Origin of the sequence: Mucilaginibacter myungsuensis (assembly GCF_015222005.1) — a bacterium.
Classification (GTDB): Bacteria; Bacteroidota; Bacteroidia; order Sphingobacteriales; family Sphingobacteriaceae; genus Mucilaginibacter; species Mucilaginibacter myungsuensis.
Genome location: NZ_JADFFL010000011.1, coordinates 87,922 through 109,620, shown reverse-complemented (window position 1 = coordinate 109,620; position 21,699 = coordinate 87,922). Strand labels below are relative to the sequence as shown.

Sequence of the window (21,699 nt, the reverse complement as noted above, 5' to 3'; positions counted from 1 at the left end):
GAGATCTGAAGATATGGAACTTCCAGTGATCATCTAAACCCACAGGCTTCGGGCCCGAACATTTGACTTTGGATACGACCACTTTTTTATCGCAGGTCGGTCATTTTTAACAAATGGTAAATGAACTGCCGTACAGATCATCGATCTTTGCCTGATGGAACCCTTTATTAACTATATCCTTCAATTCGGAAATCTCAACAAACAACAGACCGACTTTATCCTGAGCAGATCTAAAGTGCTGAAATTGCAAAAGGAGGAGTATTTTTCGGAAGCCGGAAAGATCCCGCGATATGTGGGTTTCCTTCTGGAGGGAGTGGTGCGTTTTTGTTATTACAACAATAAGGGAGAAGAGATCACACATTCCTTTGTGGAGGAAAACAATTTTGTGTCCGACCAGCAAAGGTTCGAGGCGCAGATCATTTCGTCCGAATACATACAGGCCGAGACAGATTGCATGTTCCTGGTTTTTTCTAAAAACGCCTGGGACGAGATCGGTAATACCATTTTAAGTTGGAAGGATATTGAGAACCTTATCTTGAAAAATTGTTTGCTAAAAGCGATCGAACGCCGTAGTCCCCTGGTCTCTGAAGACGCGACCAGTCGTTACTCCATTTTTAATGAACATTTCCCCGGCCTGGTGAACCGGGTACCGCTTTCTCATGTGGCTTCTTACTTGGGCATTACGCAGCAATCGCTGAGCCGGATAAGACGGAATGTCCGATAATTGTCTGTTTTAATTAACCGTCGCGCTTTTTACCAAATGGTAAATGTTTCCGTTCCGGTGTTGTTCACTTTTGCTTCATTATTTAATTTCAATTATAAAAAATGAGCAAAAAAGTAATTTTGATAACCGGAACTAATAGCGGTTTCGGCTGGCTGACCGTGCATAGTTTGGCCGCTTTAGGGCACCAGGTTTATGCGACCATGAGGGATACGCAGGGCAAAAATGCGGAAAAAGCAGAAGCTTTGTCAGCATTGGAAAATGTGACCGTGCTGGATGTTACACTGACTGACGATGAAAGCGTGAAACAAGCTGTAAAGCGTGTGATCGCTGAAGCCGGCAGGATCGATGTATTGATCAATAATGCGGGCGTTTCGCTGAACGGAGTGGCAGAAAGTTTTACTACCGCTGATGTACAAGGATTGTTTGACGTGAATGTATTTGCGCCCTGGCGATTCATCAAGCAAGTGCTACCAGCAATGCGTGAACAAGCGGACGGACTGATCATTAACGTGACCAGCGGCTTTGGCCGGGTATCTTTCCCATTTGCAACTATTTATGCCGGTTCTAAATTTGGTTTAGAGGGTATCAGTGAAGGCTTGCATTACGAGGTAAAGCGTTTGGGGATAGATGTAGCAATATTAGAACCGGGCGCATTCCCCACGGAAATGAACCAAAAGACCCAATACGCCTCAGATCAGGCAGTTTTTGAAGGCTATGGTGTCATAGCCGATATGCCGGGTAAAATGATGGCCGCGCTTGGCGGGCTGATCCAAAGCCACGAGCCAGATCCACAAATGGTCGCCGACGCTGTTGTCGGTTTGATCAATGCAGAAAAAGGTAAAAGGCCTTTACGTACGGTAGTCGACCCGATCACCGGTAAATACATCGAGGCTGCGAATCAGGCGGTCGCGGAGCAGTTTGCGCCTGGTTTAACATTGTTCGGCATGGGTGAGCTATTGACCTGAGGTCCCACCCCTCGTCGTAAATAAATACATCAACAAAAACAGCCGGGATTTAATTCCCAGCTGTTTTGGTTTGATAACGCTCAATAGGTTTACTGTATCGCTTTACTGTCCGGCATATCTATCCGCACGTGGTAGATACTCATCAGCATCTTCTTAAAGATGATCTTGATCGTTTCGAGATCTTTTAGCGTGATATTGCTGTCGTTTAGCTGCCCCTGATTCAGTTTATAGTTTACAATACGGTCCACAAGATCACTTATAGACTGTGCGTCCGGCTCTTTCAGGGACCGTGAGGCAGCTTCTACCGAGTCGGCCAGCATCAGTACACCAGTCTCTTTAGAGAATGGTATCGGCCCCGGATAGCGGAAAATATTTTCGTCCACAAATCGTTCCGGGAAATTCTTCAGGAATGATTGGTAGAAATAATCTACTCGGGTATTACCGTGGTGGGTGCGGATAAAATCGATAATGATCTCGGGCAAACCGGCCTTACGGGCCATCTCCACGCCGTTACTCACGTGTTTAATTATGATCTGGGCACTCTCTACGTACGACAGTTTATCGTGCGGATTAAAGCCGGATGTTTGGTTCTCTATAAAGTAAAGCGGGTTCTCTATCTTGCCAATATCATGATACAAAGCCCCTGCCCTAACCAATAATGAGTTACCCCCGATATTGTAAATAGCATTCTCGGCCAGGTTAGCCACCTGTAGCGAATGTTGAAAAGTGCCTGGTGCGCTAAAAGCAAGGTCGCGCAGCAAAGTGGCATTGGTGTTGGTCAACTCGATCAGCGTAATATCAGATGTGATCTGAAATAGCTGCTCAAAAATGTAGATAAGCGGATACGCCAATAAAGTCAGGCCAACGCTAACTAAAAACGGGAAGAAATCCATCCATTCGATAGCCGACCAGCTGCCATCCCTAATGAATGATATACCGATAAAAGCCAAGAAATAGGTAAGCGTAATGATCAAGGCCGACACCAGGAATTGGTCCCTGCGCACCAGATTTTTGATACTATAGATAGATATCATCCCCGCGGTTATCTCGAAATAAGCAAACTCGAAACTGTTCGGTACAAAAAAGCCGGCGATCAATACTACCAACAAGTGTATATTAAGCGCCAAACGGGTATCAAAAAGAATGCGGACAATAATGGGCACTATACAATAAGGTATAAAGTACACACTGAATTCCTTCATGCGGATGGTTATCGACAGTGTCACCAGCATGCCCGTTACCACGAGTAATATCAAACTAACCAAACGGTTGTCCGCATAGATATCTTTCCTGAACAGATAAAGGAAGGCCATCAGCAAACCGACAGCTATCGATACCAATATAAACTGCCCTAATAAAATAAGCAGCGGATCACCATTAACACGGGCGCTGTCCTCAAATGCTTTTTTGTATGACAACAGTTTTTGATAGATAGCATCGTTAACAACTGTTCCTTTAGCAACGATCACCTCGTTCTTTTGTACCATACCACGGGTAAGGGCCAAGTTATTTAATACGTCCTTTTCCTGCTTTTCGGTAAGTTTATCATCGTAGGTGAGGTTATTTTGCAGTCGGTTCTGTATTAGTCCTAATACAAAGGCTTCGTCAAGGTCTGGGTGTGCTTTTAGGTAGTCGGCGCAAAAGGTCAAAGCGCGTTCGCGGGTAAACAGGTCGGCAGTATTTTTTTCGGTACCAGCATTTTTATGCACCACCATTACCGGGTAATTAGTACCGCTACGCTGATATTTAGACACAAGCGACAGCAAGCCCCGATCGTAAATATCCTTCAGCAAATTATAGCCCGTTTGAAAATAACGTTGTTTAAAACGATCACTGATATTGGCATTTTGCCATTTAATATCAAAATCACTCTTATAACCATTCAGCTGTTGGTCGGCCACCTCGGGGGATAACTGATAATACGGCAGTACACTACGTAGCGCTGCCTCCTGATCGTTGGCTAACTGCTGTGTAGTTTTCAGGATGGCAAAGTTAGACGGAGATATCAGATCTTTCTGGTTCCAGATCTTCCCTTTCTCAAATTCATAACGGAATTTGGCCTGTTTAGGTAGCGTATATACAATAAGGCATATACTCAAAAACATCATAAAGTACTTGATATTCCGCGCGTATTTGCGGAACAATGCCTTTTGGCGGGATGCTGAAAGTGTAGCCATTATGAGTTATGTTAAGCCAAAAATAGCAAAGTCGGCCAATAAAAACTGTTTTCTTGTTTATTTGATCTGAAGTTTGATATCTTTATGATATCAAATTAAATCACAAAAAAACATGGAATCTGAAAAAACTATCAACCCGCAATCAGGCTACTTAGCCTTGTTCATATTTCTGGCTTTAGTAGCTGCAGCCATAGCCCTGGGCCTTAACGGCAATATCGGTTCAACTATCATCGTCGCCATAGTGGCGCTACTTTACACCGGGGGATTTATCGTTGTTAACCCTAATGAGTCGAAAGTGCTGACGCTTTTCGGCAAGTACACTGGTTCGGTTAAGCAAGACGGCTTTTATTGGGTAAACCCTTTCACTACTAAAAAGAAATTATCGTTAAGGGCGTTGAACCTAAACGGTCAGCAACTAAAGGTGAACGACAAATCCGGTAACCCTATCGAGATAGCCGCCGTAATTGTTTGGCAGGTTAAAGACACGGCCAAAGCCGTCTTCGCGGTAGAGAATTATGTGCAATACGTAAACATCCAAAGCGAAGCCGCGGTACGCCATTTAGCCAACTCGTTCCCCTACGATAATTTGGAAGACGAATCGGCCGACATCACCCTACGCGACGGTGCGGACGAGGTGAGTGCCATCCTGGAAGCAGAACTGAACGAACGCCTTGCCCGCGCAGGTATAGAAGTAGTAGAGGCACGTATATCGCACCTGGCTTACGCGCCCGAGATCGCTAACGCCATGTTACAACGTCAACAGGCATCAGCCATCATAGCTGCCCGTAAACTGATCGTTGAAGGCGCAGTAAGTATTGTTGAAATGGCGCTGGACAGGTTATCAGAAAAACAGATCGTTGAATTAGATGAAGAACGTAAAGCAAGTATGGTAAGTAATTTGTTAGTAGTATTGTGCGGCGAACGTGCAGTATCACCGGTGGTTAATACAGGTACATTATATCATTAATAGCGATGGAGAGTTTCCGCCCATTTGACCAGGTCCGTGTGAACGAACTTACCGTGATCAGGCATGGTTTTGTCAGGCCGTGTTATACCCTGACCGATGGCCAGTTCGTTTACGGTAAACTAAGTTACACCGGTTGGTTCAAGCCAACAGGTGTGTTAGAGACCGCCACCAATAGCTGGCATATCACGCCTAAAGGTTTGTTCAGTCGTACGCTGTACATCAGTATGCCCGATGTAGATCAGGTGATCGGTGAGGTTAGGCCCGAATTATGGGGCCGTAAAATAAAGCTGGAGATGACCAATGGTTTCGACGCGTTTTTTACAATGAAGAAGGTATTCTCTCGCACTTACACCATGATGAATGCCCAACACGGCGACCTGTTTGATATAGAGACCAAACTTTGGAAAATGAAAACGCCATTTAAGATCAGCTTTGACCCTATCGTGAGTAAAGCCGTTACCGATATGCCCTTACTTTTTTTGTTAGGGATATATCTGGTGCTGATGAGGCAACAACAGGCAGCCGCCGCGTAATAAAATTATTATGGCAGAGAAAAAACCCTTTGTCCTGAGGATAAATCCGGATATGCTTAAAGAGATAGAGCATTGGGCTAACGAGGAATTCCGTAGCACCAACGGGCAAATAGAATACCTATTGCAAAAAGCCCTGCTGGAACGCAAAAAGACCAATAAAAAAAAGAAGGAAGACCAATAACGGTCTTCCTTTTATATTTCGTATTAACCTTTTTTAACATTTTAAATTTGGGGCAGATGGGTGTAAGCCCGTACCTTTAGGCATGTTTCGTTACTTGTTCATCGTTATTGCCTTAACCTTATTTATCCGCCCGGCATTTTGCCAGCAGGCATTTAAAGGACGGGTATTAGAAAGTAAGACCCGCATCACGATCTTTGGCGTGCGAATACAGAACCTGACCAGCAAAGCAAGCACATTTACCGATAAAGCGGGGGATTTCACGATCAACGCCAAGGCTAACGACCTGATGGTATTAAGCAGTTTTGCTTACATGAGCGATACTGTGCTATTGGTAGACCTTACATCGCGCGAGTTCTTTTTACAGCCGCGGGGCGAAATGCTAAAACAAGTGAACGTTACCCAAAAAGAGATAAAGATTCCCGGCGGGCTTGGACTCGGCGGCACGCCCGAATTTCACAACCAACCCGTGGTTTATAAGCGCGACGCTGCAGGTAATTATAAAGGTGGCATAGCGCTCCGCCTGTTCAATAACAGCGGCGAGAAAAAACGCCAGGCCGATGCCGAAAAAGAACGTATCGAAGAAAAGCGTTCTGAGATCGACAAGATCTTTACGCCAAAAAATCTGGCGCAATACCTCCCGCTTAAAGATGCCGAGTTAGAAGCCTTTAAGGTGCTTTATGTCCCTTCGGTAGCCACTTACACCGCGGCGGGTTTTAATCTTGTTAGTTACCTTAACACTTGCTATAAAGAGTTTATGAAGTTGCCGCCAGAGAAACGGGTAGTGCAAGCATTAGAGAAACCTATTGATCAATAGCCGTGCTCTCCGCTGTGTATCAATAAATTTATATTGATCATATCTTTTAAATTAATAGTTTAGGACTGCGGTTGTGGTCAACCCGACCGCCCATCTCTCAAACTATTATCATTTATGAAGAAAAATTACTTTTTATTAGGTCTGGCATTTTGCGGATCGTTTTTAACCGCGCAGGCACAACGCGGTGCCGGAGGCGGCACTACCGGAGCAGGTGCACCAGGCGGGGCAGGTCGCGGAGCTACCGCAGGGCCAACTACAGCTGCACCGGGTGGAACTACCCGTGGGGGTGCAGCGCCAGCATCTTCGGGTTCTGGCACGGTCGCCTCAAACCCTTTGCAGATCAGCAAAAGCCGCATCCTGTTATTAGATTCGGCCATTACCACCAAACACAACGTTACTATTAAAGGCAAAGATATACCTTACACAGCGTCAGCAGGATCTATGCCGGTTTGGGATGAGGATGGACGGGCCATCGCGGGCGTATTTTATACTTATTACGAACGTACCGACATTAGCGACGAGGAGCGCGCTACGCGCCCCTTTGTAGTATCCTTTAACGGCGGGCCGGGCACAGCATCACTATGGATGCAATTAGGCTATACCGGTCCGCGTATGCTAAATATCGACCCTGAAGGCTACCCTATCCAGCCATACGGCTTAAAGGATAATCCCAACTCGATACTGGATGTCGCCGACATTGTTTATGTAGACCCAATCAATACAGGCTACTCGCGCGTGGCTAACAGCGAGGTGAACAAATCGCAGTTTTTTGGCGTGAACGAGGATATTAAATATCTGGCAACTTGGATCAGCACATTCGTATCTCGCAAAAATCGTTGGGCATCGCCTAAATTTTTGATCGGCGAAAGTTATGGCACCACCCGTGTATCCGGCTTAGCGTTAGAGTTACAGGATGCCCACTGGATGTATCTGAATGGTGTGGTATTAGTTTCGCCTACCGACTTGGGCATCGAACGCTCCGGACCATTAGGCGCGGCCCTTTATACTCCTTACGAGGCTGCTACGGCCTGGTATCATAATGCGCTAGCTCCCGAATATCAAAAACGACCTTTAGAGAAGTACTTGGACGAGGTTGAAAAGTTCACCATCAACGAGTTGGTTCCGGCCTTAACCAAGGGCGGTATGCTACCTGCGGCCGAACGTAAGACCATAGCCAACAGACTATCGAAATACATTGGCATTAAAGAGCAGGTGGTACTTGACAACAATTTAACGATAGGCACCAACTTTTTTTGGAAAGAACTATTACGCGACAAAGGCTTTACCGTTGGGCGTTTAGATTCGCGCTACCGTGGTATGGACCGCGATAACGCCGGCACCCGCCCTGATTATAACCAGGAGCAACAATCCTGGAGCCATGCCTTTACCCCTGCTATACACATCCACCTGAAAGATGAATTGAAATACAAAACCGATCTGGAGTATCAGGTTTACGCATCGGTTTACCCATGGAACAGCACCGTTAACCGCACCGGTCAGAACCTGCGTTTGGCCATGGCCGAGAACCCGTTCCTACACCTGTTGGTACAATCAGGCTATTATGATGGCGCTTGCGATTACTTTAATGCCAAATACAGCATGTGGCAAATGGACCCGGGCGGCCGATTGAAAGACCGCATGAAATGGGAAGGCTATGAAAGCGGGCACATGATGTACCTGCGCAAACCCGACGCTACCGAGGCTAACGAGAACCTGCGCAAATTCTTTAAAGCATCAGTACCCAAATCGGGAACACCAGCTAAGTATTAGTCGGTGATCAGTGATCAGTGATCAGTGATCAGTGATCAGTGATCAGTGATCAGTGATCAGTGATTAGTGATTAGTGATTAGTGATTAGTGAAAAACGAGAAAGCATCGCTTAGTTTTGAGCGATGCTTTCTCGTTTATTGAAAATTGTAGTTAATCTACTCTTCTATTTTTTCTCTTTTTACGGTGTGGATATCGGTGTTCAGGTAGTCGTTCTCTACTAATCCGTCTCTCATACGTACAATGCGGTGTGCGTGTTGGGCAATGTCCTCTTCGTGTGTTACCAGGATGATAGTGTTGCCTTTTGAATGGATATCTTCGATCAGCCCCATGATCTCGATGGATGTTTTGGTATCTAAGTTACCGGTCGGCTCATCGGCCAGGATGATCGAAGGGTTATTGATCAATGCACGGGCTACGGCTACACGCTGACGCTGACCGCCCGAAAGCTCGTTAGGCTTGTGATCCATACGATTGCCCAGACCTACGTTCTTCAAGGCAGCTTCGGCACGCTTTTTACGGTCCTCTTTACTGGTGCCTGAATAGATCAACGGCAGCGCCACGTTATCTAGAGCAGTATTACGGGGCAGTAGGTTAAAGGTCTGGAATACGAATCCGATCTCGGAGTTGCGAACTTCGGCCAATTCATTATCGGTCATGTGGCTTACGTCGATACCATTCAAAATGTACTGACCTTTAGTAGGCGTATCCAAACAACCTAAAATATTCATCAATGTAGATTTGCCGGAACCCGATGGCCCCATCAACGCCACAAATTCGCCTTTATTGATGGCCAGCGATACAGATTTAAGCGCGTGAATTACTTCCGCCCCGATCACATATTTACGTCCGATATCTTTAATGGTTATTAGTGGCTCCATGAATATTTTTGTTGCTTTGACGCTTGTTGGGTATGAATGTTACAGCTATTTTGAAAAAGTCCGGAAGACCGAAAGTCGAAAAGTCCGAAAGCAGGAGTAGTAAATGACGCCAAACATCTTGCGGACTTTCCGTCTTCCCGACTTTCGGACCTCCTTACCCTATCACCTTCGCCACATGGAAAAAGTCATTATCCGCTTCAGGAGCATTGCTTAGGCCTTCTTCATGCGAAATATCGTGACGGACAACATCTTCGCGCAGTACATTCACGTCGGCATTCATGTAAACTAATGGTTCAACGGACGTGGTATCAACCTCGTTCAGCTTATCCATAAAGTCAAGGATGCGGTTCATGTCTTTCATGGTCTCGGCCTTTTCATCGGCCGATAGTTCCAGGCGTGCCAGTTGGGCTATTTTGTTAACGGTATCTTCGTTTATCTTCATATCAAGATGTATCGGGTAGCAACAAAGCTACATAAAAACTTTTGGTGCGGTGATCATACGGCAACGGCTGCCGCGTCGTCCTCTTTTAAACCCAATTTATTGCTAATGATGGCATGTATCTGATCACGCAATGCGTCGGCCTCTGCAACGGTCAGATCGGCTGTCTCGATTGGTTTGTGCATATAATAAGTGGCGACGCCGGGATGGGTGCCGTATTCGGTACCGTCGTCCCAATGGAACTTCCAGGCATCCGCACAAGTTACGGGAATGATGGGTATTTTTTGCTCTATCGCCAAACGGAACGGCCCGTTCTTAAAGCTGTCCAGTTCAGGTGGATAAACGTCGGGGATAGAACCTTCGGGAAAAATGATCATGGTAATGCCCTCTTTTAAACGCTCCTCGGCTTTTTTAAAGGCACGGAACGATGCCATTTTGCTTTCGCGATTAACGGGAATATCTACCGTACGGAAGAACAGGCCGGTCACCAGGCCGTCCACTAATTGATGTTTGCCCATAAAGCAATGGTCATTCTTTACCATAATACACATGGCCGTGATATCCAGGTTGGAGGTATGGTTGGGGCAGATGATATAAGGTCGGCTCCAATCTATAGTGGTCTCGTACTCAAAACTGTAAAAGAAACCCGCCATTCCCGAACTGCACCGTCCCCAAAAAGCTCTGATTCTGTTCAAGGTGTGATATCGACTTGGTTTTCGGGAAAAATAGTAGAACAGCGGCCACAGCAAAAAATACAGCAATCCTACACATCCCCCGTAAAAGTAAACGTGGGCCCTCTTGAACATCAATTTCATCGTTATCAAAAATATAAAAAATACTTACTTTCGCCACCATTATGGAAACTGTTGTTAGTGGTATCCGGTCGACCGGGAAATTACATTTGGGGAATTATTACGGAGCGATACAGAACTTTGTAAAAATGCAGAACGAGTACAATTGCTATTTCTTTATAGCAGACCTGCACTCGCTCACCACACACCCTACCCCGGCTAACCTGCACGATAACGTAAAGACCGTATTGATCGAGTATCTGGCAGCAGGCATCGACCCGGACAAGGCTACAATATACGTACAGAGCGATGTCCCGGAGATATCGGAACTGTACCTGTACCTGAATATGAACGCCTACATGGGCGAATTGGAACGCAGCACATCTTTTAAAGATAAGGTACGCGCCAACCCGGATAATGTGAATGCAGGTCTGTTGACATACCCCGTATTAATGGCGGCCGACATCCTGATCCATAAAGCAACCAAAGTACCTGTAGGTAAAGATCAGGAGCAGCATTTAGAGATGGCACGCACCTTCGGTAATCGATTTAACCGTTTATATAACCACGATTATTTCCCTGAACCTTACGCATTTAGCGCTGGCGAAAGCTTAGTAAAGATCCCCGGATTAGATGGTAAAGGTAAAATGGGTAAATCGGAAGGTGAAGCTAACGCAGTGTACTTATCAGACGCTCCTGAAGTGATCCGCAAAAAAGTAATGCGTGCCGTTACCGATGGCGGACCATTAATTGAAAACCAAGTAAAACCTGCCGAGATTGAGAATCTGTTCGACCTGTTAAAATTCCTTTCGACACCGGATACTTACAATCATTTTAACGACCTATATAACTCTATGCAGATCCGTTACGGAGACTTGAAGAAACAGTTAGCCGAAGACATGATCATAGCCACCGCCCCTATCCGCGACCGCATTAACGATATCGCAAACGACTCAGAATTTCTGCGTAAAGTTGCAGCACAAGGTGCCGACAAAGCCCGCGAAAGCGCGACAAGGACCATCCGCGAGGTTAGAGAGATCATCGGTTTTATGAAGTTTTAATTTAAGTTCATTGTTGATAGTTCATGGTTCATAGTGTATTTTAGGAACCTGTACTGATCTTTAAACCAACCGGGGGCATTGTTCGTACAACAGCTATGAACTATGAACCATTAACTATTCGCTAAATGCACATTGCAATTGTAGGAAATATCGGCGCCGGCAAAACCACGCTTACGGGCATGCTGGCCAAAAATTATGGATGGGAACCGCTTTACGAGGCGGTAGATAATAACCCATATCTGGAAGATTTTTACAGCGACATGAAACGCTGGAGCTTTAACCTGCAGATCTATTTCCTTAACAGCCGTTTCCGCCAGATCGTGGATATACAGGCGGGTGATAAGAACATCCTGCAAGATCGTACCATTTATGAGGACGCTTTCATATTTGCTGAGAACCTGCACGATATGGGGCTGATGACCAGCCGCGATTACGAGAACTATCGCGCGATATTTGATAACATTACCGCTTACATTAAACCGCCTGATCTTCTGGTATACCTTAAAGCGTCGGTGCCAACGCTGGTGAACAATATTCAGCGCCGTGGCCGTGAGTATGAGATAGGTATCCGTATAGATTATCTGTCTAAACTGAATGAGAAGTACGACAAATGGATCAACAACTACGACTTAGGTAAGTTACTGATCTTGGATAAAGACAATCTGGACTTCGCTAATAACCCGGAAGACATGGGTACTATCATTCAACTGATCGAGCGTGAGGTTAACGGTTTGTTTTAAGCGATATTTGCTATGAGGAAGCTATTATATCTTCTCCCGTTTTTATTGTTAGGTTGTACGGGTAGCAATAGGGATGAGTCGGAGGTTATCATTCCCGCCAATTGGCAGCAACTAGGACTGGACGTTTTCACCATCCGGGTGCCGGGGGATTGGATGTTTGAGCAACCCGGCGGCTTTCCGTACGCTATTTCGGGTAAGATAGCCGGACCTAATGTGCTAATGGGTTTTGATTTGAACACACGAGAACCTATAGACAGGTTACCATTGACCGAAAAGGAATACCTTGCCACTAACAAATGGTGGAAAGAGGTCTTCGCTTTTTACGTTAGTCAGGCTGATAAGGAGATAAAACCAATAACAACCGAACAGAAAAAAAAATATCCTAAAGCCAGTTATATCGCTTACTTAAAATACGGCGCTAAAACAGGTATCCTCCCGATAGAGTTGCCGGAAGACATCGCCGCGCAGAACTTTAAGGTAGATAGCAACGATAAATACGTTTATAAGACCACGTGGCCCAAAGTAGCCGGCAAAGGGGTTACAGGCATTTATATCAGGTCGAGGTCTTCGGCAATGAATTTCCAGCTAAGCGGCTCTGACCTTGCTAAAAAAGACCAGGAATCGGCTTTGTTGGCGTTCAAAACTGTTAAGTTTAAGCACGATCAGCAATGAAAGCCTGGTTCTTTCTGATTCTTGCACTAACAATGCTGGGATGTGATCAAAATAGGTCGTACAGTATTAGCAAACAGGAACTTGAAAAGAAAGGCCTCAAAGTACTGGACGTCAAAGAATTTACAATCGTAGTTTTGAAGCATTGGGCCTATATCGAAGCCCGGGGCATCGATTCTTTTGTGGGTGATATAAAGATCGGCGACTCTACCTATTTATCGTTTGATCTAAGTTATCATGGTTATGCAAGTTCGCTCGTGCCATCTAAGTCCGAATATGAAAATGACAAACAACGGTACGTTAGTGATACGGCCGTAATAAATGCTCATAACTTTGATGAATACAAAGAAAACGGATACTCTATCAAGATCATTTGGCCAAAATCGACCAGAAAAGGAATGACTGGGATCTATTGCAAGAGTGAGTCATCTTCTTTTGACTTTCAATTGAGTGGCGATAGCCTCTCATTAGAAGATCAAACCGCCGCTTTAGCCGCTTTCAAAACCATTAAATTTAAACGCAACGATAAATGATATTAGGCATCATCCCCGCCCGCTATGCATCTACCCGTTTTCCGGGCAAACCATTGGTCGATATTGGTGGTAAGACCATGATCCAACGCGTTTATGAGCAAGCCAAAAAGTGCGAGGCTTTAGCCGATGTTTTTGTGGCGACGGATGATGAGCTGATATTTGACCATGTAATCTCCTTCGGCGGTAAAGCGGTGATGACGGCCTCGACCCACCCCAGCGGTACTGATCGCTGTGCCGAGGTAGCAGCTAAACATCCCGAATACCATACGATCATCAACATCCAAGGCGACGAGCCTTTTATAGACCCCGAGCAGATCAGCCTGGTAGCGGGTTGTTTCGACACGACGGGAACGCAATTGGCTACCTTGATCAAAAAGATAGAAAGTACCGACGAGCTTTATAACATGGCCACCCCTAAGGTGATCATTAACAGCCAAAGCGAGGCGATCTATTTCTCACGTTCAGCCATCCCGCACATACGTGGCGAAGAACCGCAGAACTGGCTATATCATAACACGTACTACAAGCACATCGGCATTTATGGATATAAAAGTGACATACTGCAACAGGTTACTCGCCTGCCTGTATCATCCTTAGAAAAAGCCGAAAGCTTGGAACAACTGCGTTGGGTAGAGAACGGTTATCGAATAAAAGTAGCGCTAACGGACAAAGAAAGCCACGCGGTAGATGTTCCGGAAGATCTGGAGAAATTGAAATACTAAAACCCCTCACCTAAATGAAATACCTTATCGCAATTCTATTAGCCCTATCAACTTTCACAGCTGTTGCTCAAACAGACGACTATGTGATCACCACCAATGGTGATACTATCAAGTGCGAGGTCAGTGTAACCTGGAGTCTAAAGTATAAAGTCCCCGGCGGCAAGTCTGAAAAGATAAAGACCGAAACTATTAAAGAATTTTATCAGCAGAGCAATGACATCTTGTTCAGAGCCCTGGATATTAACGATAATGGCAAACCCGAGTTTATCCATGTGATACAAAACGGCCCGATCAGTTTATACCAACGAGTTGGGAACAATTATGCGGGCGCTATCGGCACCCTGTTAACATCCCTTAATTGGTATGTTAATAAAGACAATGGCAAACCTTTCAACATTAAAGGAGGCGTGCTAATATCTACCGGCACTACATCCAAAGCAAAAGACGGGTTTGGCGAACTGTTAAAAGACCAACCAGAGATCTATAACAAATACACCGCTATCGACAAACTGAGTTTCAACAAGATCCTTGATCTGGTGAGTTTATACAATACCGGTCAGCCTTATAAACCTAAAGTGATAAAAAGAGATACCGAAGCCGATATGAACAAGTGGTATTAACGGTATCGGACATTTCTAAAAACTTAAAAAAAACTTTATAGTGATGCGTCAGGTTTAAGATCTGAGGCATCGCTATGAAAAGCAAACATTTACTACTATATACTTCGCTACTATTGACCACTCTACTTTGGTCTGCCTGTAGCGACCGTGGGCCACTGGCCATGTTCAAGAAATTATCTCCGCATGATCAATACGGTCAGCGGCTGATAGAAGCGGGATTGCATAAGACCGCATTAGGCAACAGTTGGTTGAGCAAAGCTAACGAGAGCGTAGTCAAAACGCTTAACATCACAATCCCTTACCAGGAAACTGGTTACTTTGCATCTGACAAGATCATGGCGACAGCCTTAAAGTTCGATGCCAAACGTGGACAAATGCTCCGCGTCGCTATCCGCAGAAAGCCTATCCTAAACTTTGCTATTTATGCAGACCTGATGCAGGTTGAAGAAAATAACGAAACCAAAGTAGTGGCATCAGCAGATACGCTTGGTGCTGACATCAATTACGAGGTAAAACAAACCGGTAAATATATCCTGCGCCTGCAACCCGAACTGTTGCGTGGCGGCGAATACACCCTCACCATAACCGCCGGGCCATCATTGGGCTTTCCGGTATCAAATGTTGGCAAACCACGCATCGGTAGCTTTTGGGGCGACGGCCGCGACGCCGACAGCCGCAAGCATGAAGGCGTGGATATTTTCGCGACCAAAGGCAGCCCTGCCATAGCTACAGACCCCGGGACGGTAAACCGTGTCGGTGAAAATAATTTGGGCGGAAAGGTGGTGTTCTTCCGGCCCGAGGGGCGCGACTATAGTTTGTATTATGCCCATTTAGATAGTCAGTTAGTGAGCGATGGGCAAACGTTGAAGGCCGGCGATGTGATCGGCTTGGTGGGCAATACGGGTAACGCGAGAACCACACCCGCTCATTTGCACTTTGGCATTTACACCAACCAGGGCGCGGTTGACCCGCTGCCATTCATCGACAGAAATATCAAACAGCCTTTGCCGGTTACGGCGCCCTTGACAAATCTGAACGCTACCGTAAGAAATAACAGCAAGTCGACTATTTACACTTTACCCGACCCTAAAAGTACTGGTTCACCTTTAAGTCAACATACTCCGTTAACTGTGGACGCAGCTACAGATGGTTGGTATAAAGTTGCGCTGCCGGATGGAACGGCTGGTTTTGTTCGCGCAAAAGAGACCGCTTCGATCTCCCCTATCCGCAACTTGGCGTTAAAAACCGATAGTCCGCTTTATGATAAGCCTGATAGTACCGCAGCGCATAAACTGACTATTGATAAAGGCGACAAAGTAGATATACTTGGCACCTACAAGAATTACTTTTTGGTGGAATACAAAGACACCACCGGCTGGATCAGTAGCAGCAGGTGATCAGTTCTTAAGCAGCGCTGCTATATCTGCATCCTTTAACAAACTTGCACGCTGATAATAATTGGCTATCACTTTTTGATCTTTTCCAATAGCTATACTTCGCGGGATCGCCCCTATATTATAAGCCGCTTTGATCTTTTTATAACTCTCTGCATCAGCAAACAGGTTGACCATTTGCAAATCATCCCGTTTGGTGATGGCTTTCCAGCTTTCCTCTTTGGTTTCCAGGCAGATATTGATGATCACCAAACCTTTGTCTTTATATTGCTGGTACAGCTTATTTTCCATCGGGAATTCGGCTTTGCACGGTCCGCACCATTCGGCCCAAAAGTTAATAATGACCGGATGCCCGGCAAATGATGCCAGACTAACCGTTTTGCCGTCTATATCCTTCAAGGTCATATCCGGTGCTTTTTTACCGACCTTAGGAAAACCCAACCTTGCCTGAATAATGGAATCGACCATGGTTTTAACCACAGTTGTACTTAACTTAGTAACGGCCATTTCGCGTTCGTAATCTTCGCGCTTATGTGTATAGAATGTACCTAACCTGCGTGTCTTGATCACATCTGCCAACGAGGTGTTACCGGCAATGCTGTCCGTCATCTTTAACATTCCGCCCAGGCCGGGGATCTTCTTTTTCTCTGCCTGGCGGAATAGATAAGTATCAGCGGTCCAAAGGAACTCGGTGGTTATCGGCTCGCCGGTGTATTTTAAACTCAGGTCCTTTTCAAAATCATAATAATTATCATTCACGGGTATTGGTTTGCCGCGGTAAAAGCGTTTACTGATCAGCACATTGTCTTTACGCATCATACCGTTATACATTAACCGATCGTATTCGTAGCGTTTGAACCAGGGCGATACCGGCGGACTATACCGTTCCAAAAAATCTGTTCTAACTTTTGTAATGGAATCGGCTATGGCCGGGAACAAATTAAAGTCTTTGATCTTATCGCCCATGTTGTAATAGGCGCGGCTCTCATTATCGTTGATACCCAAAAAGTTAGAATAACTTAACAAATAAGTATTCTCCATGTGCAGGTCACCTTCAAATTCAACATCGGTAGCCTTGGGCTTGATACTTCTGACAGTACAGACCACCCGTTTACCCGGGGCGTTCAGTATCCTGAACGTGCCGTTAATAGCTATATGATCTAGAAAATTGAATAACAAAGTCAGGCTATCTTGCTTGCTGGGCGGGATACGCAGGTCAAAATTGGTCTCTACATACGGCAGCCAGTTAAAGAACATACCTTTTATCTTCAAAGTATCTGCCGACTCGTTCTTAAAAACAGTAACTGCCGGCTCCCCTATCAAACTTAATGTCTTGCCCGGAAATTTCTCCTGGGCTTGCGCATTGAATGTTGCCGCAACTAACAGGAAAAAGGCAAGTCTGACGATGCTCTTCATACCCCAAACATAAAACTAAATATTTAGTTTATCAAGAACAATGGTCAAGATATTCCGCAAATAAACTCTTTGTGACACGGGCCATGCGCTCGTTAGATCTGCTTCCCCTTTCTTATCAACAAGTTACCGCCTTTTCAACAATTACAGATAGCCGCCAAACATCCGCCGAAATTTGCTACCTTTGTATCCCGTACAGAAACAATTTACATGACTAAATACATCTTTGTTACGGGCGGCGTTACCTCATCATTAGGTAAAGGCATTATCTCAGCTTCGCTGGCTAAACTCCTTCAGGCACGTGGTTACCGTGTTACTATTCAAAAATTCGATCCTTACATTAATATTGACCCGGGAACGCTTAATCCGTACGAGCATGGCGAGTGCTATGTGACCGAGGACGGCGCCGAGACCGACCTTGACCTGGGTCACTACGAGCGTTTTTTGAATACACCAACTTCGCAATCAAACAACATCACTACCGGTCGTATCTATCAAAATGTGATCAACCGTGAGCGTGAGGGCGCATTTTTGGGTAAGACCGTGCAAGTTGTTCCGCATATTACCGACGAGATCAAACGTAACTTCCGTATCCTTGGCGAAAATGGCCAGTACGATATCGTGATCACCGAGATAGGTGGTACCGTAGGCGATATTGAGTCGCTGCCATTTGTTGAGGCTGTACGTCAGTTCAAGTGGGAAGAAGGCTCTAACAACGCCATCGTCATCCACTTAACGCTGATCCCATACCTTGCTGCTGCCGGCGAGTTAAAGACCAAACCTACCCAACACTCGGTTAAGATGTTGTTAGAGTATGGTATCCAGCCTGATATTTTGGTTTGCCGCACCGAGCACCATATCAATCAGGATATCCGTAAAAAGATAGCCCTGTTCTGTAACGTTAATATCAATGCCGTTGTCGAATCGATAGACGCGTCGACGATTTACGACGTGCCTTTGCTGATGTTGAAAGAACAACTGGATAAGACCGTTTTGGCAAAATTAAAACTGCCGACCAAGAACGAGCCTAACCTGGATAGCTGGAAAAACTTTTTGGGCCGCCTTAAAAACCCTACTGCCGAGATACAAATTGGCCTGGTAGGCAAATATGTTGAACTTCCTGATGCTTATAAATCTATCATTGAGGCGTTTGTACATGCCGGTGCTAAGAACGAGTGTAAAGTAAAGGTTGTCACCATCCAATCCGGTAACCTGACCCCGGAGAACGCCATCGATAAGCTGAAAGGCCTTTGCGGTGTATTGGTCGCTCCAGGCTTTGGCGAGCGTGGTTTCGAAGGTAAGATCGAGGCGATCAGATACGTACGCGAGAATAACATCCCATTCTTTGGTATTTGTTTAGGTATGCAATGCGCTGTGGTTGAATACGGCCGCAATGTGCTGGGTCTGGCCGAAGCTAACAGTACAGAGATGAACCCGCAAACCGCTCATCCGGTCATCTCGATGATGGAAGACCAAAAGGATGTTAAAAACATGGGCGGTACCATGCGTTTAGGCGCTTACGCTTGCGACCTGAAAGCAGGCAGTAAAGCAGCCGCGATATATGGCAAAACCCACATCAGCGAGCGTCACCGTCACCGTTACGAGTTCAATAACGCCTATCTGAAACAATATAAAGAGGGCGGCATGAGCACATCTGGCATGAACCCGGATAACGGTCTGGTTGAGATAGTAGAGTTGAAAAATCACCCGTTCTTTGTAGGCGCGCAGTTCCACCCCGAATTAAAATCGACAGTTGCAGATCCTCACCCACTTTTTGTTAACTTTGTCGCCGCTTCGCTGGCTTACGCCCGCAAGAAATAATTAAATTAATGGATAAGAATACATTTACAGGATTATTCCTGATCATGATCATTATAGCAGGTTCGTTCTACCTGCTTAAGCCGTCGGACGCGGAGATAAAAAAGGAACAAGAGCGCGCGCATCTGGATTCGTTAAAGAAAGCTGGTAAACCATTACCTGCCACTACAGCAAAGTTCGACAGCACAAAAGCAGGCAAGGTTTTAGACTCTGCCGTTCTTAAACAACCTTTTGGCGCTGCTACCGTAGGTACCGACCAATTAGTTACTTTAGAGAACAGCGAATTACTGATCAAACTAAGCGCTAAAGGCGGCCGTGTTTACTCGGTACAGCTAAAGAAGTTTTTTACCCACGATAAAAAACCATTGATCATGTTCGATGGTGCAGGTAACAGCTTTGGCCTTAACCTGCGTGCCGGTGATAAATACATCAACACCAACGATTATTACTTTACGCCAAGCGCGCCATCGGCAAAGGTAACAGGTACCGATTCAACATCAGTGACCATGCGCTTAAGCTACAGCCCAACGCAATACCTGGATTACGTGTACACGTTAAAAGGTGAAGGCTTTAAAGTTGGGTTGACCATCACCCCGACCGGTTTGGATAACGTAGTTGCTAATAGCAACGAGATAAACCTGAGCTGGGCCGCTAACCCTAACAAGTTAGAAAAGGACATGGTTTTGGAGCGCCAGTACTCGACCGTTTACTGGAGAACTACCGAGCACGATGTTGATTACCTGAGCGAGGGTAAGGACGACGCGAAAGAAATAGCCGATAAAAAGATGCAATGGGTATCTTTTAAGCAGCACTTCTTCTCGAGCGCGCTGATCAGTGACCAGGGTTTTACAAAATCTAATCTGGCTGTTGCTATTGATATTGCGGATACTACCCACATCAAGCAAATGAAAGCCGGTTTGGTAGTACCTAAAAGTAGCGTGGGTAATTTCCCGTTGACGTTCTACTTTGGCCCTAATAAATACAGCACACTGAAAGATCAGGGTGATAAGTACGAGCTGGAAAAACAGATCAACATGGGTTGGGGCCCGCTGCAATACATCAACCGTTTTGCGGTATTGCCGGTGTTCACCTTTTTACAGCAATTTGGCTGGAACTATGGTATGATCATCCTGGCGTTGACCATTATCCTGAAATTAGTCCTGTCTCCGTTAACCTATAAGTCTTACCTATCAATGGCCAAAATGAGGGTGTTAAAACCTGAGATGGACGAGATAAAAGAGAAAGTTGGCGAGGATAATCCTACCCTGCTACAACAGGAGTACATGAAATTGTACAAAAAGGCCGGTGTGAACCCGCTGGGTGGTTGTTTGCCGCTATTGCTGCAAATGCCTATCGTGATAGCGTTCTTCCGCTTTTTCCCAAGCTTGTTCGAGTTGCGTGGTCAAAGTTTCCTGTGGATGCATGACCTGTCTACTTATGATACTCTGGTGACCTTTGCACCGTTACCATTGATCGGTTGGACACACATCAGTTTAATGTGTTTACTAATGACCATCAGTACGCTGATCTATACCTATTTTAATAATCAAATATCGGGCGCTACCGGTCAGATGAAATACATAGGTTACATCACCCCGATCATCTTCTTCGGCGCGCTGAACGGTTACCCAGCCGGCCTGAACTACTATTACTTCCTGGCCAACATGCTGACCTTCTTACAACAATACCTGATCAAATTTATGGTTGATGACAAGAAGATCCACGCTCAGATACAGGAGAACAAAAAGAAACCTGAGGACAAGACCAAAAAGAAAACTGGTTTTGCCGCTAAAATGGAAGAAATGATGCGCCAGCAACAACAAGCGCAGACTAAAGGAAAGAAGTAATTCTTTAGAGATAAGCGCTTAAGCATCTCGACTATATGGAAAGCGTCTCGAATTTATCGGGACGCTTTTTTGTTATAGTAGTTATTTGTTATCGATCTTCCTTATGACCCGCGCCGGAGTACCTACCGCCAGAGAATCCGAAGGGATACCTTTGGTAATTACAGAACCTGCACCGATGACGCATCTGTCACCAATAGTAACACCCGGACAAATGATCGCACCGCCCCCTATCCAACAATCATCACCGATCACTACAGGTTTAGCATTCTCCAATACACGGCGTTGGTCGGCCTCCAACGGATGCGTAGCGGTGTAGATCTGCACTGCCGAGGCGCAAAACACATTATTGCCGATCTTTACCGGCATTACATCCAACACCACGCAATTGACGTTAAAGTAGACATTCTCGCCGCAGGTGATGTTATAACCGTAATCGCAATGGAACGGCGGTTCGATATATAAACTTGAGGGCGCATTGGGGATCAATTTGGCTAAAACGGCTTTGGTGCCATCACCCACCACATATTCGTCTACGTTCAATTGCTTGAGGAGACGTTTACAATCGGCGCGTTCTTTAACCAATTCAGGATCGTTCGCGAGGTAGTATTCGCCGGATATCATTTTTTCTTTTTCGGTTTTCATT

General features: G+C 45.5%; 22 protein-coding genes. 16 read left to right on the top strand and 6 right to left on the bottom strand.

Going from position 1 to position 21,699, the window contains the following annotated elements:
* Positions 1 to 154 precede the first annotated feature (154 nt).
* A complete protein-coding gene (locus IRJ16_RS21020; protein WP_194113625.1) occupies positions 155 to 724 on the top strand; it encodes a Crp/Fnr family transcriptional regulator in 570 nt (189 codons plus the stop codon).
* 101 nt (positions 725 to 825) lie between these two features.
* Positions 826 to 1,689, top strand: a complete 864-nt coding sequence (locus tag IRJ16_RS21015) for an SDR family oxidoreductase (protein ID WP_194113624.1) — start codon at positions 826 to 828, stop codon at positions 1,687 to 1,689.
* A gap of 89 nt (positions 1,690 to 1,778) precedes the next feature.
* Here the strand turns inward: IRJ16_RS21015 and IRJ16_RS21010 are convergent, their stop codons facing one another.
* A complete protein-coding gene (locus IRJ16_RS21010; protein WP_194113623.1) occupies positions 1,779 to 3,866 on the bottom strand; it encodes an HD family phosphohydrolase in 2,088 nt (695 codons plus the stop codon).
* A gap of 112 nt (positions 3,867 to 3,978) precedes the next feature.
* Between IRJ16_RS21010 and IRJ16_RS21005 the strand changes: the two genes are divergently transcribed.
* The 5 genes from IRJ16_RS21005 to IRJ16_RS20985 all read left to right on the top strand — a co-directional run bounded on the left by IRJ16_RS21005 (position 3,979) and on the right by IRJ16_RS20985 (position 8,131).
* Positions 3,979 to 4,833, top strand: coding sequence for an SPFH domain-containing protein (locus tag IRJ16_RS21005; protein ID WP_194113622.1), 855 nt, complete (start codon positions 3,979 to 3,981; stop codon positions 4,831 to 4,833).
* A gap of 5 nt (positions 4,834 to 4,838) precedes the next feature.
* The gene (locus IRJ16_RS21000) at positions 4,839 to 5,366 is read left to right on the top strand and encodes a hypothetical protein (protein WP_194113621.1); all 528 of its coding nucleotides are present in this window, start codon (positions 4,839 to 4,841) and stop codon (positions 5,364 to 5,366) included.
* A 10-nt stretch (positions 5,367 to 5,376) separates the two neighbouring features.
* Positions 5,377 to 5,547, top strand: coding sequence for an Arc family DNA binding domain-containing protein (locus tag IRJ16_RS20995; protein WP_194113620.1), 171 nt, complete (start codon positions 5,377 to 5,379; stop codon positions 5,545 to 5,547).
* A gap of 82 nt (positions 5,548 to 5,629) precedes the next feature.
* Positions 5,630 to 6,361, top strand: coding sequence for a hypothetical protein (locus tag IRJ16_RS20990; RefSeq protein WP_194113619.1), 732 nt, complete (start codon positions 5,630 to 5,632; stop codon positions 6,359 to 6,361).
* Between the two features lie 114 nt (positions 6,362 to 6,475).
* A complete protein-coding gene (locus IRJ16_RS20985) occupies positions 6,476 to 8,131 on the top strand; it encodes a S10 family peptidase (protein WP_194113618.1) in 1,656 nt (551 codons plus the stop codon).
* Between the two features lie 155 nt (positions 8,132 to 8,286).
* Here IRJ16_RS20985 and IRJ16_RS20980 read toward each other — a convergent pair whose 3' ends face one another.
* From IRJ16_RS20980 to IRJ16_RS20970, 3 genes are all read right to left on the bottom strand, one after another.
* Entirely contained in the window at positions 8,287 to 9,009 is a 723-nt protein-coding gene (locus IRJ16_RS20980) for an ABC transporter ATP-binding protein (protein WP_194113617.1), read from the bottom strand.
* Between the two features lie 154 nt (positions 9,010 to 9,163).
* A complete protein-coding gene (gene gatC, locus IRJ16_RS20975) occupies positions 9,164 to 9,451 on the bottom strand; it encodes an Asp-tRNA(Asn)/Glu-tRNA(Gln) amidotransferase subunit GatC (protein ID WP_194113616.1) in 288 nt (95 codons plus the stop codon).
* A gap of 53 nt (positions 9,452 to 9,504) precedes the next feature.
* Entirely contained in the window at positions 9,505 to 10,143 is a 639-nt protein-coding gene (locus IRJ16_RS20970) for a lysophospholipid acyltransferase family protein (protein WP_228080389.1), read from the bottom strand.
* Positions 10,144 to 10,304: 161 nt separating this feature from the next.
* Between IRJ16_RS20970 and trpS the strand changes: the two genes are divergently transcribed.
* The 7 genes from trpS to IRJ16_RS20935 all read left to right on the top strand — a co-directional run bounded on the left by trpS (position 10,305) and on the right by IRJ16_RS20935 (position 15,981).
* Positions 10,305 to 11,300 carry a tryptophan--tRNA ligase gene (gene trpS, locus IRJ16_RS20965; RefSeq protein ID WP_194113614.1) on the top strand — a complete coding sequence of 332 codons (996 nt, stop codon included), beginning with the start codon at positions 10,305 to 10,307 and terminating at the stop codon, positions 11,298 to 11,300.
* A gap of 125 nt (positions 11,301 to 11,425) precedes the next feature.
* On the top strand, positions 11,426 to 12,040 hold the full coding sequence (locus IRJ16_RS20960) for a deoxynucleoside kinase (RefSeq protein WP_194113613.1): 615 nt from the start codon (positions 11,426 to 11,428) through the stop codon (positions 12,038 to 12,040).
* A 12-nt stretch (positions 12,041 to 12,052) separates the two neighbouring features.
* The gene (locus IRJ16_RS20955) at positions 12,053 to 12,712 is read left to right on the top strand and encodes a hypothetical protein (protein WP_194113612.1); all 660 of its coding nucleotides are present in this window, start codon (positions 12,053 to 12,055) and stop codon (positions 12,710 to 12,712) included.
* A complete protein-coding gene (locus IRJ16_RS20950; RefSeq protein WP_194113611.1) occupies positions 12,709 to 13,242 on the top strand; it encodes a hypothetical protein in 534 nt (177 codons plus the stop codon). The genes IRJ16_RS20955 and IRJ16_RS20950 overlap by 4 nt, the downstream gene beginning before the upstream one ends.
* Entirely contained in the window at positions 13,239 to 13,964 is a 726-nt protein-coding gene (gene kdsB, locus IRJ16_RS20945) for a 3-deoxy-manno-octulosonate cytidylyltransferase (RefSeq protein WP_194113610.1), read from the top strand. Before IRJ16_RS20950 ends, kdsB begins: the two co-directional genes overlap by 4 nt.
* Positions 13,965 to 13,978: 14 nt before the next feature.
* Positions 13,979 to 14,584 carry a YgdI/YgdR family lipoprotein gene (locus IRJ16_RS20940; RefSeq protein ID WP_194113609.1) on the top strand — a complete coding sequence of 202 codons (606 nt, stop codon included), beginning with the start codon at positions 13,979 to 13,981 and terminating at the stop codon, positions 14,582 to 14,584.
* A 74-nt stretch (positions 14,585 to 14,658) separates the two neighbouring features.
* Positions 14,659 to 15,981 carry a M23 family metallopeptidase gene (locus IRJ16_RS20935; RefSeq protein ID WP_194113608.1) on the top strand — a complete coding sequence of 441 codons (1,323 nt, stop codon included), beginning with the start codon at positions 14,659 to 14,661 and terminating at the stop codon, positions 15,979 to 15,981.
* Here IRJ16_RS20935 and IRJ16_RS20930 read toward each other — a convergent pair whose 3' ends face one another.
* A complete protein-coding gene (locus tag IRJ16_RS20930; protein ID WP_194113607.1) occupies positions 15,982 to 17,394 on the bottom strand; it encodes a TlpA family protein disulfide reductase in 1,413 nt (470 codons plus the stop codon).
* 207 nt (positions 17,395 to 17,601) lie between these two features.
* On the opposite strand from IRJ16_RS20930, the gene IRJ16_RS20925 reads away from it, so the two are divergent.
* Positions 17,602 to 19,212, top strand: a complete 1,611-nt coding sequence (locus IRJ16_RS20925; protein ID WP_194113606.1) for a CTP synthase — start codon at positions 17,602 to 17,604, stop codon at positions 19,210 to 19,212.
* Between the two features lie 8 nt (positions 19,213 to 19,220).
* Positions 19,221 to 21,056 (top strand): membrane protein insertase YidC, encoded by a 1,836-nt coding sequence (yidC, locus tag IRJ16_RS20920; RefSeq protein WP_194113605.1) that lies wholly within the window; start codon positions 19,221 to 19,223, stop codon positions 21,054 to 21,056.
* An 81-nt stretch (positions 21,057 to 21,137) separates the two neighbouring features.
* Here the strand turns inward: yidC and IRJ16_RS20915 are convergent, their stop codons facing one another.
* Positions 21,138 to 21,698: a sugar O-acetyltransferase gene (locus IRJ16_RS20915; RefSeq protein ID WP_194113604.1), complete on the bottom strand. Its 561-nt coding sequence runs from the start codon at positions 21,696 to 21,698 to the stop codon at positions 21,138 to 21,140.
* Position 21,699: the final 1 nt, after the last annotated feature.